Annotated in this window: 15 protein-coding genes; 11 read left to right on the forward strand and 4 right to left on the reverse strand. The window is 36.6% G+C overall.

What is annotated here, in order from left to right; all coding sequences use genetic code 11:
* Positions 1 to 423: 423 nt before the first annotated feature.
* Positions 424 to 1,044, forward strand: a complete 621-nt coding sequence (locus tag ACFQRG_RS04915; protein WP_380964325.1) for an NUDIX hydrolase — start codon at positions 424 to 426, stop codon at positions 1,042 to 1,044.
* A gap of 28 nt (positions 1,045 to 1,072) precedes the next feature.
* Here the strand turns inward: ACFQRG_RS04915 and ACFQRG_RS04920 are convergent, their stop codons facing one another.
* Positions 1,073 to 2,086 carry a hypothetical protein gene (locus ACFQRG_RS04920; RefSeq protein ID WP_380964327.1) on the reverse strand — a complete coding sequence of 338 codons (1,014 nt, stop codon included), beginning with the start codon at positions 2,084 to 2,086 and terminating at the stop codon, positions 1,073 to 1,075.
* Positions 2,087 to 2,282: 196 nt separating this feature from the next.
* On the opposite strand from ACFQRG_RS04920, the gene ACFQRG_RS04925 reads away from it, so the two are divergent.
* Positions 2,283 to 3,128 (forward strand): SPFH domain-containing protein, encoded by an 846-nt coding sequence (locus ACFQRG_RS04925; protein ID WP_380964329.1) that lies wholly within the window; start codon positions 2,283 to 2,285, stop codon positions 3,126 to 3,128.
* Positions 3,129 to 3,241: 113 nt separating this feature from the next.
* The gene (locus tag ACFQRG_RS04930; protein WP_380964331.1) at positions 3,242 to 3,418 is read left to right on the forward strand and encodes a type II toxin-antitoxin system antitoxin; all 177 of its coding nucleotides are present in this window, start codon (positions 3,242 to 3,244) and stop codon (positions 3,416 to 3,418) included.
* A 59-nt stretch (positions 3,419 to 3,477) separates the two neighbouring features.
* On the opposite strand, the gene megL is transcribed toward ACFQRG_RS04930, so the two are convergent.
* A complete protein-coding gene (gene megL / locus ACFQRG_RS04935; protein WP_380964333.1) occupies positions 3,478 to 4,695 on the reverse strand; it encodes a methionine gamma-lyase in 1,218 nt (405 codons plus the stop codon).
* Positions 4,696 to 4,898: 203 nt separating this feature from the next.
* Here megL and ACFQRG_RS04940 point away from each other — a divergent pair, with 203 nt between their 5' ends.
* The 5 genes from ACFQRG_RS04940 to ACFQRG_RS04960 all read left to right on the forward strand — a co-directional run bounded on the left by ACFQRG_RS04940 (position 4,899) and on the right by ACFQRG_RS04960 (position 8,279).
* Entirely contained in the window at positions 4,899 to 5,555 is a 657-nt protein-coding gene (locus ACFQRG_RS04940; RefSeq protein ID WP_380964335.1) for a hypothetical protein, read from the forward strand.
* Between the two features lie 16 nt (positions 5,556 to 5,571).
* Positions 5,572 to 6,750: an efflux RND transporter periplasmic adaptor subunit gene (locus ACFQRG_RS04945; RefSeq protein WP_380964337.1), complete on the forward strand. Its 1,179-nt coding sequence runs from the start codon at positions 5,572 to 5,574 to the stop codon at positions 6,748 to 6,750.
* Between the two features lie 131 nt (positions 6,751 to 6,881).
* A complete protein-coding gene (locus ACFQRG_RS04950) occupies positions 6,882 to 7,013 on the forward strand; it encodes a hypothetical protein (protein WP_380964339.1) in 132 nt (43 codons plus the stop codon).
* 195 nt (positions 7,014 to 7,208) lie between these two features.
* On the forward strand, positions 7,209 to 7,826 hold the full coding sequence (locus ACFQRG_RS04955; RefSeq protein ID WP_380964341.1) for an SCO family protein: 618 nt from the start codon (positions 7,209 to 7,211) through the stop codon (positions 7,824 to 7,826).
* Between the two features lie 9 nt (positions 7,827 to 7,835).
* Positions 7,836 to 8,279: a FixH family protein gene (locus ACFQRG_RS04960; RefSeq protein WP_380964343.1), complete on the forward strand. Its 444-nt coding sequence runs from the start codon at positions 7,836 to 7,838 to the stop codon at positions 8,277 to 8,279.
* 75 nt (positions 8,280 to 8,354) lie between these two features.
* Here the strand turns inward: ACFQRG_RS04960 and ACFQRG_RS04965 are convergent, their stop codons facing one another.
* Complete coding sequence (locus tag ACFQRG_RS04965) at positions 8,355 to 8,882, reverse strand: hypothetical protein (protein ID WP_380964345.1); 528 nt, start codon at positions 8,880 to 8,882, stop codon at positions 8,355 to 8,357.
* 182 nt (positions 8,883 to 9,064) lie between these two features.
* On the opposite strand from ACFQRG_RS04965, the gene ACFQRG_RS04970 reads away from it, so the two are divergent.
* Together ACFQRG_RS04970 and ACFQRG_RS04975 are read left to right on the forward strand one after the other, a co-directional pair.
* Positions 9,065 to 10,078, forward strand: a complete 1,014-nt coding sequence (locus ACFQRG_RS04970) for a C40 family peptidase (protein WP_380964347.1) — start codon at positions 9,065 to 9,067, stop codon at positions 10,076 to 10,078.
* A 219-nt stretch (positions 10,079 to 10,297) separates the two neighbouring features.
* A complete protein-coding gene (locus ACFQRG_RS04975) occupies positions 10,298 to 11,719 on the forward strand; it encodes a C40 family peptidase (protein ID WP_380964349.1) in 1,422 nt (473 codons plus the stop codon).
* A 48-nt stretch (positions 11,720 to 11,767) separates the two neighbouring features.
* On the opposite strand, the gene ACFQRG_RS04980 is transcribed toward ACFQRG_RS04975, so the two are convergent.
* Positions 11,768 to 13,288, reverse strand: a complete 1,521-nt coding sequence (locus ACFQRG_RS04980; RefSeq protein WP_380964351.1) for a glycine betaine uptake BCCT transporter — start codon at positions 13,286 to 13,288, stop codon at positions 11,768 to 11,770.
* Between the two features lie 456 nt (positions 13,289 to 13,744).
* Here ACFQRG_RS04980 and ACFQRG_RS04985 point away from each other — a divergent pair, with 456 nt between their 5' ends.
* The gene (locus tag ACFQRG_RS04985; RefSeq protein WP_380964353.1) at positions 13,745 to 14,041 is read left to right on the forward strand and encodes a hypothetical protein; all 297 of its coding nucleotides are present in this window, start codon (positions 13,745 to 13,747) and stop codon (positions 14,039 to 14,041) included.
* The last annotated feature ends 45 nt before the right edge of the window (positions 14,042 to 14,086 follow it).

Below are 14,086 nucleotides of genomic sequence, written 5' to 3' on the forward strand. Positions count from 1 at the left end.
GGTTCATTTTAAGAAAGATAAACAAGTTTTATTTAAGAACCTTCAACTTGACTTTAAGTTTTTAACGTAATTAATGATATGCTGCATTATATCATTAAATAAATACCGCGATGGAGAAAGGTAATAACTTGAATTCATTTCTCAGCGGTATTCCGGTGGAAAATAAGAATTCTATTTTGAATAAATGCCGCACAGAATAAGCACTGCACCCTGTAAATGAAATATTAAATTAAATAAAGGTGATAGATGAATCGGGAATAACAATATTTACCGATTCTTTTTTACAGCAAAATTCGCAGGACTATTGCCATTTATTGAAAAATATATTACGACATGATTAGACCGTATCAACAACTTTTTTTACATATATTAATGAAGGGAAAATATTTGCCTATAATTGTCAAAAGAGATGAGGCATATATAATGGAAGAAAAATGGCTGAACTGGTCGAAGCGGATGCAGGCTATTGCCCAAGCAGGACTAACATATTCTAAAGATCCATATGATATTGAGAGATTTCAGGAACTTCGTCAAATTAGTTTAGAGATCATGTCTGAGTATACAAACTTAAAAAACATGAAGAAAATTGAAGAACTTTTTGCAAATGAGACAGGATACCAGACACCAAAAGTAGATATTCGAGGGGTTGTTTATAAAAATAGCAAATTGTTGTTTGTAAAAGAAAAGTCAGACGGCGGGTGGTCTCTTCCAGGCGGTTGGGCAGATGTCGGCTTTACACCGTCTGAAATTGCGGTTAAAGAGATTCATGAAGAGTCAGGTTATAAAACGGAGCCTAAGCGTTTACTGGCTGTTCTGGATATGTCCTGTCATCCGCATCCACCGGCCCCTTATCATATTTATAAAATATTTATTGAATGCAGTCTGATTGGAGGGAGGGCTGAAACAGGACTTGAAACTGAAAAGGTAAGCTTTTTTGGGAGAGATGAGCTGCCTGCGTTATCTGTTCAGCGTAATACAGAATCACAAATAAAAATGCTGTTTGACCAATTGGAAGAAAAGAAGAATAACGTCATTTTTGATTGAAAGAACTCGCCAAATCGGCGAGTTCTTTTTAGGAAGCACTAACTTTTTCATTCTTTTTTAATAATGAAATGTACTCAGCCGCATCTTCCTTAGCAAAATCCATAACTTGACGGTATTTATTTGAAAGGCTGCTGCCTGTTGTCTGATATTTTTTTGCAAGAACGCTTTGTGTCGCCTGATCATCTTTTTCAATTTGTGCAGCAAGATATTCCAAAGCAGCTGTAAAAATTTCAGGTTTTTTCATTTTAGGATCATTTTTTTGACAAAATTTGTGCCAAAGGTTATCTATAAATTCGTGCGTACTCTTTGAATAAGCTGAATTCACATTTTTTAAATAATCGTCCAGGACAAGTTTTTGAGAATCGGATAGTCGTATGACACTTTTTGCAGCTTGCTCACTTCTGGCAGCCTGAAGTACTTTTATAATAATTTTAGGATAATGTTTAATAACACCATCTTTTTGGCCGTCAAGAAGGGCCAATAACTCTTCTTTAACTTTTTTTATTGTATCCTGCTGATTAATATCAAGGAAAAAGCAGAAAAATTCTTTTCTCATGCCAATGTCAATGAGAAATCCTATAATCAAGCTTTTGATCGGCGGGATTTCTTCGCTCATGCCGCATGTATATTCTGTATCTGTTAATATATCCCGAATTTTAATGGTCCGTTTATTACAATGCTCAACAACCTCATAGATAGACGGTGCGGCATGCTGCCATTGTTTAACCATTTGCAGCAGCGGCGTGGTAAGCTTTTGCTTTTTCAGTTCTTGATAAAAGATTGTCGCAGCTGTTTTATTTGCTTTTACTCTTTTAAGGAAAATTTGCCATATTAAATAACAATTGGCAAAAAGCTCGTAATCTCTTGGATCTAATTCCGCAGCCATCATTTGAGCAATATTTTTATCCAGCTGTTTAGCGTAAATATTTTCAAAGGTTCTGCTTGCGAAAGCGAGCAACTGTCTTTGCAAGTCTTCCTGATATTGCTCAAGTAAACTTTGTGTTCCTAAATCCAATAGGGGGGTTTGCTTAAATGCTTGCAACCTCATGTGCCTCCTCTATGTAAAATGATCCTCTATAAATCACTCTAAATATAAATATACCATAACTATATTAGTCCAATTTTGTGCTGGTGTAAAATGAGCTTAATTTTTTCATATCATTTAAATTTGTAATTAACATAATTATACAAATGTGATATCATAATAATATAATAAACAGATAAGGCAGGCGATGATAATGAGGGAAAAGAAAGCTTGGTATTTGGACGGTTTTATTGGTATTTTAGGTGTCATCATATTAGCTGTCATTGCGATTGTTGCTTTTTTGTCCGGCGTTGTGTTGGCAGGCGTGATTATCCTTGTTATTGCTGTAATAATTGCCAGCGGGATTACTGTTATCCAGCCCAATCAAGCGGTTGTAGTGATATTTTTTGGAAAGTATATGGGCACAATTCGTAAAAGCGGGTTATTTTTAACAGTCCCTTTGGCAAAAAAACGCACTGTTTCTCTAAGAGTAAGAAATTTCAACAGCGAGCGGTTGAAGGTAAATGATGATGAGGGAAATCCTATTGAAATTGCTGCGGTCATTGTTTTTAAAGTAATTGACCCTGCAAAGGCTGTTTTTGATGTTGATGATTACGAGAAATTTGTAGAAATCCAAAGTGAAACGGCAATCCGTCACGTTGCGTCAAAATATCCGTATGATACATTTGATGATAATCGACTAACTTTAAGAGGAAACTCAGACGAAGTATCCAAACAGCTTGCATTAGAATTACAAGAACGCCTTAAGGTTTCAGGTGTGGAAGTTGTTGAAGCCCGTTTGACACACTTAGCCTATTCTCCTGAAATTGCTCAAGCAATGCTGCAAAGACAGCAAGCAGCTGCAATTGTCTCCGCACGGCAAAAAATTGTTGAAGGGGCTGTTGGTATGGCGAAAATGGCAATTAAAGAACTGGAAGAGGATCAGACGATTGAGCTGGATGAAGAGCGGAGAGTTAACATGGTAAATAATTTGATGGTCGCCATTGTTTCTGAGAAAGCAGCACAGCCGGTTATTAATACAGGAAGTCTATATCAATAAAGCGAGACTTTCGAGCAAGGAGTTACTTAACTCCTCCCTAATTCTAACGTTGTACTAAGGTTATTAGCCGGAAGTTTACGGAAGGTTACACTTGGATAAAAGAAGGGTTAGACATGTCAAACAAAAAAAGCTTCCCTCTTAGAATTGATCCGAAACTTTATGAAATTCTGCAAGTCTGGGCAAATGATGAATTTCGCAGTGTAAACAGTCATATCGAGTATTTATTAAGAGAGGCGGCAAAAAAGGCGGGACGGCTGCCGGGACACCGCCATTCAAAAAATGAAAAATAATAGATACAAATGGCTAACGGTTGACCGTTAGCCATTTTACTCTAATAATGGGAGAATAACTACTTCAACGTTTGTTCATTCGGTTCATTAGAATTTGTTAAATGATCTAAGGCTTGCTTTAAGTCATCCCAAATATCTTCCCATGCTTCAAGACCAACAGATAGCCGGATAAGGTTATCTTTAATACCCATTTTAAGGCGCTCAGCTTTCGGGATAACTGAATGGGTCATCGTTGCCGGATGCTGGATCAGCGATTCAGCATCACCCAGGCTTACGGCTAACTTAATTAAGCGGCATTGGTTAAGAAAACGTTGAGCGTCCTCTAAATTACCTTTAACCTCAAAGCCGATCATACCGCCTGGTCGTCTCATTTGCTTTAAAGCAAGCTCATACTGAGGAAAGTCTTTATCTCCCGGAAAATATACCTTTTCAACTTGAGGGTGGTTTTTAAGATGTTCTGCGATTTTTATCGCATTATCACAGTGCCTGTCAACTCTGATAGGTAAAGTTTTTAGTCCTCTAAGTAATAACCAGGCGTTAAATGGTGCTATAACACCGCCGATATCCTTTAGAGTTGTTGTTGATATTGTTTCAAGTTCGTTTTTTGGTCCAACGACAATACCAGCGATAACGTCACCATGCCCGCCAATATATTTAGTAGCACTATGGATGACATAATCACAACCTAAAGTGAGAGGCTGCTGAAGATAAGGTGAGCAAAAGGTGTTGTCAACAACAACTGGAATGTCAAACTCCTTTGCAACACGGGCAACCATTTCCAAATCGATCAGGGCCATCGTCGGATTAATCGGTGTTTCGATATAAATACAAGATGTATGGTCGCAAATTGCCGCTCTTAAATTTTCTTCAGAATCCATTGGAATGTAATCATGGGTAATGTAATGTTTTTCTTCCAATAACTTCAGGAATCCAAATGTGCACCCGTAAACACCTTCAGAGCAAATGATATGATCGCCTGATTTTGTTAAGTGGAAAAGTGTCGCTGATACTGCGGCCATCCCTGATGCAAACGCAAGCGCTGCTTCTCCTTGTTCAAGTAAAGCGATCCGTTCTTCTAATATTTTAACTGTTGGATTACCCAGTCTTGAATAGACATAACCATCCGCTTCCCCGGCAAACCGTTCGGCACCTGCTTGGGCGGTTGGAAATGTAAATGTAGATGTTTGAAATAGCGGAGGGATAAGACTCCCCTGATGTTGTAAAGAATCATAGCCCTCATGGATGACAGCGGTTTCAAATCGCTTCATATCCTTCATAACTTAACCTCCTCTAAAGTGCAACATCTCTACACAATTATTTTATGCCAAAAGGGTCAATAAAGAAAGCGGTTACAAAGCACTTTTTAGCAATAAACATAAATATAAACAAACAAAAAATATAATTTTATGTCATAATATTTTATATATTATCTTTTAGTGTCGTCTTTTTAGACTGAAATGATTTGCAAGGGGGTTATAACTTGAACCATTCTGTTAAACTATTCAAAGGGATTTTTCGACCTGATGAAGAGTTTAGAGATTTCCAGGAAACAAATAAAATGAGGGGGTTGATATGGCGGTGGATTGTCATATCAATTTTATCAGGAATAGTAGGGACAATAACAATATTTATAACTCTGGATCAGATGATACCAGTTAATGAAATTTTATTATCTAATAAAGCGGTTTATCTATTAGGGATGTTTTATTTCTTTATTATTTTTATATTATGGGCGGTCATACCGGTCATAACAAACCTTATTATTTCATTGGTTTGTTGGCCTTTTTTCTTGGACATTGGTTTCAAGCAAATATTTACTATTAATAGTTATGCAGCTTTAATTAACCTTATAGGCGGTTTCTTGAATCTGTCTATCATTGCAAATTTACATACATATCAGTTGTTATCACCCTTTGGTTTCGGAATCATTGGCAAACAATTTACAAATAATCAGTATATTATTGCGGCAATGAATGCTGTTACAATATTTGTCATTTGGGGCTTGGTTGTTCAAATCAAAGCCTTGTTCCGGGCTTCTCAAAAAAGAAAAAGGTATATTATAGGCGTTATGATTATTGTTAACATCATCTACATCTTATTAAGTTTCTTAGCAGGCGCGGCCATGCTGGCATCATGACAAAGGGGTGATGGTTTTGAAAAAGAAAATTTGGATATGGGTGATCATTGCTGCAGTCATTATTGCTTTTGTTGGAATAAATATTTTGTTAATTAAAAAGAATACTAGTCTTTCAAAAGAAGAGCTAAAAACATATAAAGTCAGAGAGATGACTCTTACTGATTCATTACAGACATCGGGCGTTGTCATTCCGGATGCAGAGCAGAAAGTGTACAACGATCCCGCGCTTGGGACAGCAAAAATTAATGTTAAAGAAGGCCAAAAGGTATACAAGGGCATGCCTTTAGTCACTTACGATAATAAAAAGGTTGAATCGGAAATAGAACAATTAGAAATTAATCAAGAAAAATTAAATATCAAAGTTAATGAGGTAAATCAAAAACTGGATAAAGCTAATCAAGAGCTTTATAAAGCTCAATCCAGTTATGGAGCCGAAAATCAATTTGATAAAATTAAAAGTAAGATAGAATCACTTGAAACTGAAAGAGAGCTGGATAATCTGGACATCAAAAATATTCAGTCAAAAATAAACGAAGCAAAGGATAAACAAGATAAACTGACAATTAAGAGCAATATTAACGGAACAGTTGCCAGTATTTCTAATGATTTAAAAGATAGGAATAACGATAATTCTTCCTTGGTCTATGTAGTATCAGACCAGTTGAAAGTAAAAGGGATATTATCTGAATATGAATATCCTAAAGTACAAAAAGGGACAGCAGTCACTTTTATTCCCAAGGCACAGGCGAATCAATCTTTCTCAGGAACGGTTGCCAGTATCGGAACAGCTCCCGAAAAGAGCAGCCAAATAGCTAAAAAAAATAAAGACACCAGTTACTATTCATTTAGTGTTGAATTAAAAAAAGGTTCAAATAAAACATTAAAAGACGGTTTTCATGTGTCAATAAGCGTCCCGACTAAAATGAATCACGGCTTAGTTGTTCCCTATCAATCGATTATAAGGGACGGTAACAAACGATATGTCATTGCAGAAAAAGAAAATAGACTGTTTAAGAAACAAGTGACAACAGGGCTGAAAAGTGATAATTATCAAGAGATCTTAACCGGACTGTCCAAAGGTGACAATGTTATTTTAGACCCGGATCATAAAGTGGCTTCAGAAGCAATTGATCCAGGGAAGAATTTGCTGATAAGGACATTCTTAAAAGTTATAAAAGCAGATATTAAGCGTTAAAAGCTTTTACAGAAATATCAATTGTTACAGCGAAGACAATGTTTCATTTATTTATATAAGATTTAACCGATGTTTTTGCATGAAATAATACTTTGAGGAAAAACTATCCAAGAAAGAGAGGTGAACCATCCATGCCAAAGGACAAAAAGAAAGGCGAAAAAATCCGGGAGGAAGCTAAACAGCGTCAGCAAGCAACCAATGAAGTCGATATGGAAGGCTACGGAGATAAAAAATTGGATGGCCCCAACCGACCTTCAACTTAATATTGATACCGGCATATGCCAATTGGCATATGCCGGTTTTTTTTATGGTCATGTTTTAATTTTGATAAACACCTAATATTATAAGTTTTAATTCAATTTTAAAAATAAAAAGGGATACCCCAATTTAAATAGAAGTAGTAAAACAGTTTTTTAATACTCTTTTTGGCTTGCCAAAAATCCCCGAGGTGACTTTTAATGAAACATTTATTAAAAAAGGCAGCTTTACCTGTCTTAATGCTATTAGCATTGATATTATCCGGATGCCAATCAAGCAGCCAAGATCAACAGACGGAAGGACATGCAAAACCTGATCAAATAAATTGGAAGGTTGCAAATTTTAAATTTGAAGACGAAAATAAGCATCCTTTCGGGTTATCTGATTTAAAAGGAAAAGTTTGGATAGCAAACTTTATGTTTACACATTGTACATCAGTTTGTCCGCCAATGACCGGCAACATGGCCCATCTTCAAAAACAATTAAAAAAAGAGAATCTTCCTGTTGAGATTGTTTCATTTTCCGTTGATCCCAAACGTGACACCCCCCAAGTTTTAAAAAACTTTGGGCAAAAGCATGGCTCTGACTTTTCTAATTGGCATTTTCTTACGGGCTATTCATTTAATGATATTAAAAATCTGTCGGAACGGTCATTCAAATCTTCAGTTGCAATACCATCTGAGGGCAGTGATCAGTATACTCATGGAACGAATTTTTTTCTGATTAATAAAAAGGGAGTCATTATCCAAAAATATGATGGTTTTCAGGACGTCCCATATAAGCGAATTGTCAAAGATGTTAAAGATCTAGAAAGGTAGAGAGTATCTATGCAAAAATTTATAGTGGTGACTTTTGCTGTATGTCTTGCAATGAGTATAACGGCATGCGGAAATGGCCATAAACCGGCTGCCAAAGGAAATCATGAAACTGTAACGCACCAAACGAAACATCATAATGATGGCGTAACACCATTAAATGTTAAAATATTGACTTCTGCAGATGCTTTTAAAGTCAATAAAGAAGGTAAAATGGAGATTAAAGTAACTAAGGGAAAAGAGTCTGTCAACGATGCGGAAGAAGTAAAATTTGAAATTTGGAAAGGCAATGGTCAAGGCACTTCGAAAATATATAAAGGCGTCAATAAAGGCAAAGGATTTTATACGTTAAATTATACATTTTCTAGGCCGGGAGATTATCATGTGATTGCCCATGTTACAGCCAAAGACTCCCATACAATGCCGGAAAAAATATTTCATGTAAAACCATCTTAACCAACTCTTTTGAAAGTCAAAAGAGTTGGTTCATTGAATAATAATAAGAACAAGAGTAAGGTGGTGGTTGTTAAGTTAAGACGTTTCTCTGACTCGTCTTGCATTGTGTTCATTTTGCAGAACATCTTTTGCCATAATAGGATGGCGCAGCATCAGCATCGTATACCGGCCTAATAAGATCCCGGATATTGAAAAGAGATAGGTCACATAGCTTGAAAGACCTTGCAGATGAAGATTTAAATGAAATACATATAATACAATAAATGTTAATCCGTACTTTATTGGGATTGACAGCATCCATGTGATGACAGATACCGGCGATCCGGCAACGTACCAGCGCCCATCACGATAAATAAAGGAAGCAAACCGTCCTTGAATGATTCCTACAGCAAATGCAATAATAAAGCTCATGATCAGAATGACCCAATCGCCGAAACCCACTGTTAAAAGTTTTGAAACACCATAAAAACTGTACAATAATAAAATAACAGGCATAACATAAAGTTTAGCAGTCATTTCCCGTTCTTTTAATTGTCTGCGAATAATAAAGAATAAGATCAATCCTCCAATGATAAGGTCCATCATACCACTCCTTTTACTCATTGGCTGACCATCTTGGATAGTCTCATCATATGAGTCAATGATTTGTTATAGTATTGATTAATTTTTGTGTTACAAATAAGACAAGTCAAAATCCCCGATAATTCGGGAGTTTCCAAGCTATAAAAAATTTAAGAATTTTGGTATTCAAACTTTGATTGTCTAAAAAACAGGAGATGATCATTATGAAAAGACGTTTTTGGCTGCCGCTGTCGGCGGCAATGCTCTACGGCCTTATTAAGATTGGCCGCAAGAATCAACCCTCTGGAAAATTACCTTTGACAGCTTATATTGATGTTGCAGCAGCCACATTATGGACGGAACCCCATATTCAAAGATCCATTGACACACCTTCGTTATTAAATCCTGCAGATATTCGTACTTGGATAAATAATATGTCAGTGGATGATAAGCTTTGGCTTGTTGGAAAATTAGAAACTCAAGCCTTGTACGGAAATAAAGTAACGATTTTGGATAAAAAGGGGAAATGGGTAAAAGTTGCTGTAGAAGGAGAACCGACCCCGAGAAATGAACTCGGGTATCCTGGTTGGCTGCCGAAAAAACAACTCGCTTTCAGTAAACTGATGCATAAAAGCTCGGATAAATCATTTGCAATGGTCAAAGATAAAACGACATGGCTGTATAATAATAAGAAATTAACCAAACCATTTATTGAAATTAGTTTCAATACGCAACTCCCTGTTGTCAATTGGGTCAAGAATGCCGTTTTGGTTTTAACACCTGGCAATGGAAGGAAATGGCTTTCGGCGGGCTCAGTGAATATTTATAAATCTATAAATGATATTCCTAAACCATCGAAAGAAGATATTGTGGATACAGCCGAAAAATTCTTAGGGTTACCATACTTATGGTCTGGTATGTCCGGATTTGGTTTTGACTGTTCAGGATTTACACATAATATCTATAAGCATCACGGCATCATCATACCAAGAGATGCTTCGGCCCAAATACTGGAAGGAGAAGCTGTAGAAAAAGGAGATTTACAGAAGGGCGATTTACTCTTTTTCGCACATGACTCAGGTAAAGGAGCCGTACATCATGTAGGGATGTATTACGGGAATGATAAAATGATCCACTCACCCAATTCAAAATCTTCAATAGAAATATTAGATGATGTCTGGCATTCCAGTTATGCTGAAGATTATGCAGGTGCAAGGAGATATCTTAAAAGTAAATAGATTTTGCCGCCCTCGCCTGATCAAGGCGTTTTTTTTTTGCGCCAATTTTAGACAACACATTACATAAACATTACAAGAGACATCTAATCTTAATATTAAAATACTAGAACTAGGACTTATGTATCGATATAATGTGACTTAAGTAATAGAAAAATAGAAATAACTAGGATTTATGTCATAAGAGTTAATAGTTTATTAGAGTTCTCAGGAGGATAAAGGGTGAAAAGGAAATTAGCGCTTGCATTGGCACTCGGTTTTACGATTACATATGGTTCGACCGTACCGGCTCATACATATGCAAAATCATCAATTGAAGGTCAATTAAGCGATGTTAGACAGTATCAGCTGGATCAGCAAAACGTAAAAGATCATTTATTAAGCAAACAAACAAAAGCTCAAATTCAGCTTAATCAATATCATCAACAAACTTTGGAAATCAATGCAAAAATTGACAGCAACCAAGCTGCGATTAATCAAAATAAAGATGAAGTGAGACAACTTAATAAAGAAATCGTTATTATTCAAAAGAGGATTGACTCAAGACAAAAATTGTTAAAAAAACGTGTCCGTGCCATTTATGAAAACGGCGGTACAAACAGCAGTTATCTTGATGTCATTTTAGGAGCCAAAAGCTTTGGAGACTTTATTGACCGCGCAATAGCTGTATATCATATCACCAGTTCAGATAATAAATTAATTAAAGCCCAAAAAGAAGATCAAGATGTACTTAAGAAAAATCAAAATAGTGTTCATCAAGATTTAAAAGATAATAAACAAAAAATCCAGGATCTTCAAAACTTGCTGGCAAACTATCAAAACTTAAAAGATAAAAAGCAGGATTTAGTTGATAGTCTGGGAGATAAAGCGAAAAATATTGATAAAAATATTATTAATCTAAAGGAAACACAACTGCCTTTTCAGGAGCAAAAAATACAAGAAGCTGTGAAACAAGTTGATGCTCGGCAACCAAATGAGGATTATAAAACGAGTGATCTTCAATTTGATGTTGTAAAAAATAACGAAGAAGGTACCTCGCAAAAAGCTGAAAAACAAGCCGATGTTCTTTTAGCGGGTAAGAAGGATGTACCAAGTCATTCCGACCGGAGTCAAAGCGATTCCTCAAAGAAAACTGGTGATGCAAATCATTCCGATGCAACCCAATCCGATTTGAATAATAATCAATCAAGTACCTCTGACAGTCATTCTGATACAGCCAAAGTACCGGAATCCGCTGCAACTGGCGATGTCGCGGGAATCATTAATGAAGCTAAAACATATATTGGTCATTCAACATATGTTTTTGGCGGCGGACGTTCGCAATCAGACATCGAACATGGGCGTTTTGACTGTTCATCGTTTGTATACTATGTCTTTCGTGTTAATGGCATTTCTCTGGGAAGCACTACAGGTAATACAGATTCTTTAATAAACGTTGGAAGATCGGTCAGCTCAAGCGATATGAAACCGGGAGATCTAGTATTCTTTGACACTTATAAAAAGAATGGACATGTTGGTATTTATATTGGCAACGGTCAATTTATTGCATGTAATACAAGCGGCGGTGTCCAAATTAAAAGCTTGAAGAATAATCCATATTGGAGTAAGAAATTTAATTATACCGTCCGTCGTGTACTCGGATAAAAATATACCCCGCAGGTTTGAAGTGTGCCTGCGGGGTATATTTTTAAGTTATGCAGTCTGCTGTTTAACTTCTTTTTTGACTTTTGGTTTATCTTCTTTGAAAGCTTTATAAAGCGAGTACAGCATAAACAGCAGTATAATCGCAAATGGGAAGGCGGCAATAATAGATGCAGTTTGCAGAGCTGTTAGTCCCCCGGACCATAAGAGAACCGCAGCCGCCGCGGCTTGAACAACACCCCAAACAATTTTAATAACGTTTGGCGGGTTTAAGCTTCCGTTGGTTGTTTGCATGGCAAGGACGAATGTTGCCGAATCCGCTGAAGTAATAAAAAACGTACAGATTAAGATAATGGCCAAGATTGATGTAAATGTTGCCCAAGGGAAATGGGATAATACGGCAAATAATGAGACTTCAATACCTTGAGTGTTAATGGTTTGACTAAGGTGTATATGCATTTCTCTTTCCAAGTAGATGCCGGAACCGCCGAAAATTGAGAACCATAAAGCACAGAAAATAGTTGGAACAAGCAATACACCGATGATAAATTCACGTACCGTACGTCCTCTTGAGACACGAGCGATAAACGTTCCGACAAATGGCGACCAAGCGATCCACCATGCCCAATAGAACAGCGTCCAACTGTTAATCCACTCACTGTGATGCTTATTAAATGGCGAAATATTTAAACTCATGGACGGCAATTTTTGAATGTAACTTCCGATTGTAGTTGTGAAGTAATTCAACAAGAAATTAGAATTACCGGCAAAAAGGAGGAACAGCATTAACACAACAGCGAAAAGAATATTAATGTTGCTTAACCATTTAATGCCACGGCCGAGACCGGAAATTGCTGATAACATGAATAAAACCGTTACGATAACAATGATAATTAATTGTATCCCTTTAGTATTTGGAATACCGTGATTTAAATAGTGTAAGCCGCCATTGATTTGTGCAGCTCCCAGACCAAGTGATGTTGCAACGCCGAAAATGGTCGCAAAAACTGCGATGATATCAATAAGTTTTCCAATCCAGCCATTGGTACGATCACCTAATATCGGCTGAAAAGTAGCACTGATAGTGCCGGGTGCCCCTTTTCTAAACTTAAAGTAAGCCAATGCAAGAGCAATAATAGCGTAAATACCCCAAGGATGAAGGCCCCAGTGGAAGATAGAGTAACGCATGGCAGTACCAGCAGCATCTTCTGTGCCAGGTTTCCCATAAGGAGGGTCCATGTAGTGGGATAGCGGCTCGGCCACACCGTAGAATACAAGACCGATGCCCATACCGGCGCTAAACAACATTGCAAACCAGCTGATTAAACTATATTCCGGCTCTTCATCATCTTTTCCAAGCTTTATATTTCCAAATCGTGAAAAAATCAAATAAATGGCAAAGATTAAAAAGATACTGGCTGAAATAAGATAGAACCATCCGAGTTTTGTTTGTAAGAAGTTTTGGATGGAAGAAGTGATAACTGATAAATTATGAGGTGCAAGAACGCCCCAGAGGATAAATAAGACAGCAATGATGAGTGAGATTGTAAATACTATTGTTGCCTTTTTCATCAAATCCACCTTTCGTATTTTTTATATGTCATGCTAATTCGGTTTGGAATCAGCCTTAAACAACATACAATGGTAATTGTATAATAAGCCGCAGGTGCTGCTCAAAGACGGCTCATGTCAAAACATCTTTAAATTCCTTTGTTTTCTATGATATAAAGCAATAGCAAGTATGATTTTTATCCTTTCTTGCAATATCCCTAATATTTCTCTTTCATACTAAGAAATTCAATTTAGTTAAATGTTTATAGCCCAATTTGTCATAAAATAAATAATTAAATAGTCATAGGCGGGATTCCATAGAGACTTTCGGCGCAGTATGATAGGTTCGATTTACGAGATACCCTCATATATTAATTGTTAAACTTAAGTTTTTAATAAAAATTTAAAAATGTATATTTTTTTCGTGTCGTATCATGCTAATTCTTGTCGGTATTTTCTATTTTAGGAGGGATTAGTATGTTAAAATCATTCGAAAATGCTGTACAAAATGCACAGAAGGCTATGGAAGATATACAGCAAAATCCGGGATCGGGGGAAAGGTTTAAAGAAGTTGAATCAGAACTTGAGCAAGCTCTATCAGAAGCACAGCAAGCAAATAACCCGAGTACGATTCAACAGGTGCAAAGCGCTTTAAATGCTGTTAAGCAAGCAGCAAATGTATGCCAAAATAAAAATCAACAAGAGAACCAAATTCAAAATGCAATCAATCAGGCATTGAATGCCTGTGAACAAATTCATCACGTTGAAGGATAAGAAAACTCGCCGAACGGCGAGTTTTCAATATGATACACTTTATAA

Source organism: Scopulibacillus cellulosilyticus, from assembly GCF_042665295.1.
In the GTDB taxonomy this organism is placed as follows: domain Bacteria; phylum Bacillota; class Bacilli; order Bacillales; family Sporolactobacillaceae; genus Scopulibacillus_A; species Scopulibacillus_A cellulosilyticus.

Coding starts and splice junctions, on each gene's coding strand:
- ACFQRG_RS04915 (WP_380964325.1), top strand. CDS start 424: ATGGAAGAAAAATGGCTGAACTGGTCGAAGCGGATGCAGGCTATTGCC.
- ACFQRG_RS04925 (WP_380964329.1), top strand. CDS start 2,283: ATGAGGGAAAAGAAAGCTTGGTATTTGGACGGTTTTATTGGTATTTTA.
- ACFQRG_RS04930 (WP_380964331.1), top strand. CDS start 3,242: ATGTCAAACAAAAAAAGCTTCCCTCTTAGAATTGATCCGAAACTTTAT.
- megL (WP_380964333.1), bottom strand. CDS start 4,695: ATGAAGGATATGAAGCGATTTGAAACCGCTGTCATCCATGAGGGCTAT.
- ACFQRG_RS04950 (WP_380964339.1), top strand. CDS start 6,882: ATGCCAAAGGACAAAAAGAAAGGCGAAAAAATCCGGGAGGAAGCTAAA.
- ACFQRG_RS04955 (WP_380964341.1), top strand. CDS start 7,209: ATGAAACATTTATTAAAAAAGGCAGCTTTACCTGTCTTAATGCTATTA.
- ACFQRG_RS04960 (WP_380964343.1), top strand. CDS start 7,836: ATGCAAAAATTTATAGTGGTGACTTTTGCTGTATGTCTTGCAATGAGT.
- ACFQRG_RS04965 (WP_380964345.1), bottom strand. CDS start 8,882: ATGAGTAAAAGGAGTGGTATGATGGACCTTATCATTGGAGGATTGATC.
- ACFQRG_RS04970 (WP_380964347.1), top strand. CDS start 9,065: ATGAAAAGACGTTTTTGGCTGCCGCTGTCGGCGGCAATGCTCTACGGC.
- ACFQRG_RS04980 (WP_380964351.1), bottom strand. CDS start 13,288: ATGAAAAAGGCAACAATAGTATTTACAATCTCACTCATCATTGCTGTC.
- ACFQRG_RS04985 (WP_380964353.1), top strand. CDS start 13,745: ATGTTAAAATCATTCGAAAATGCTGTACAAAATGCACAGAAGGCTATG.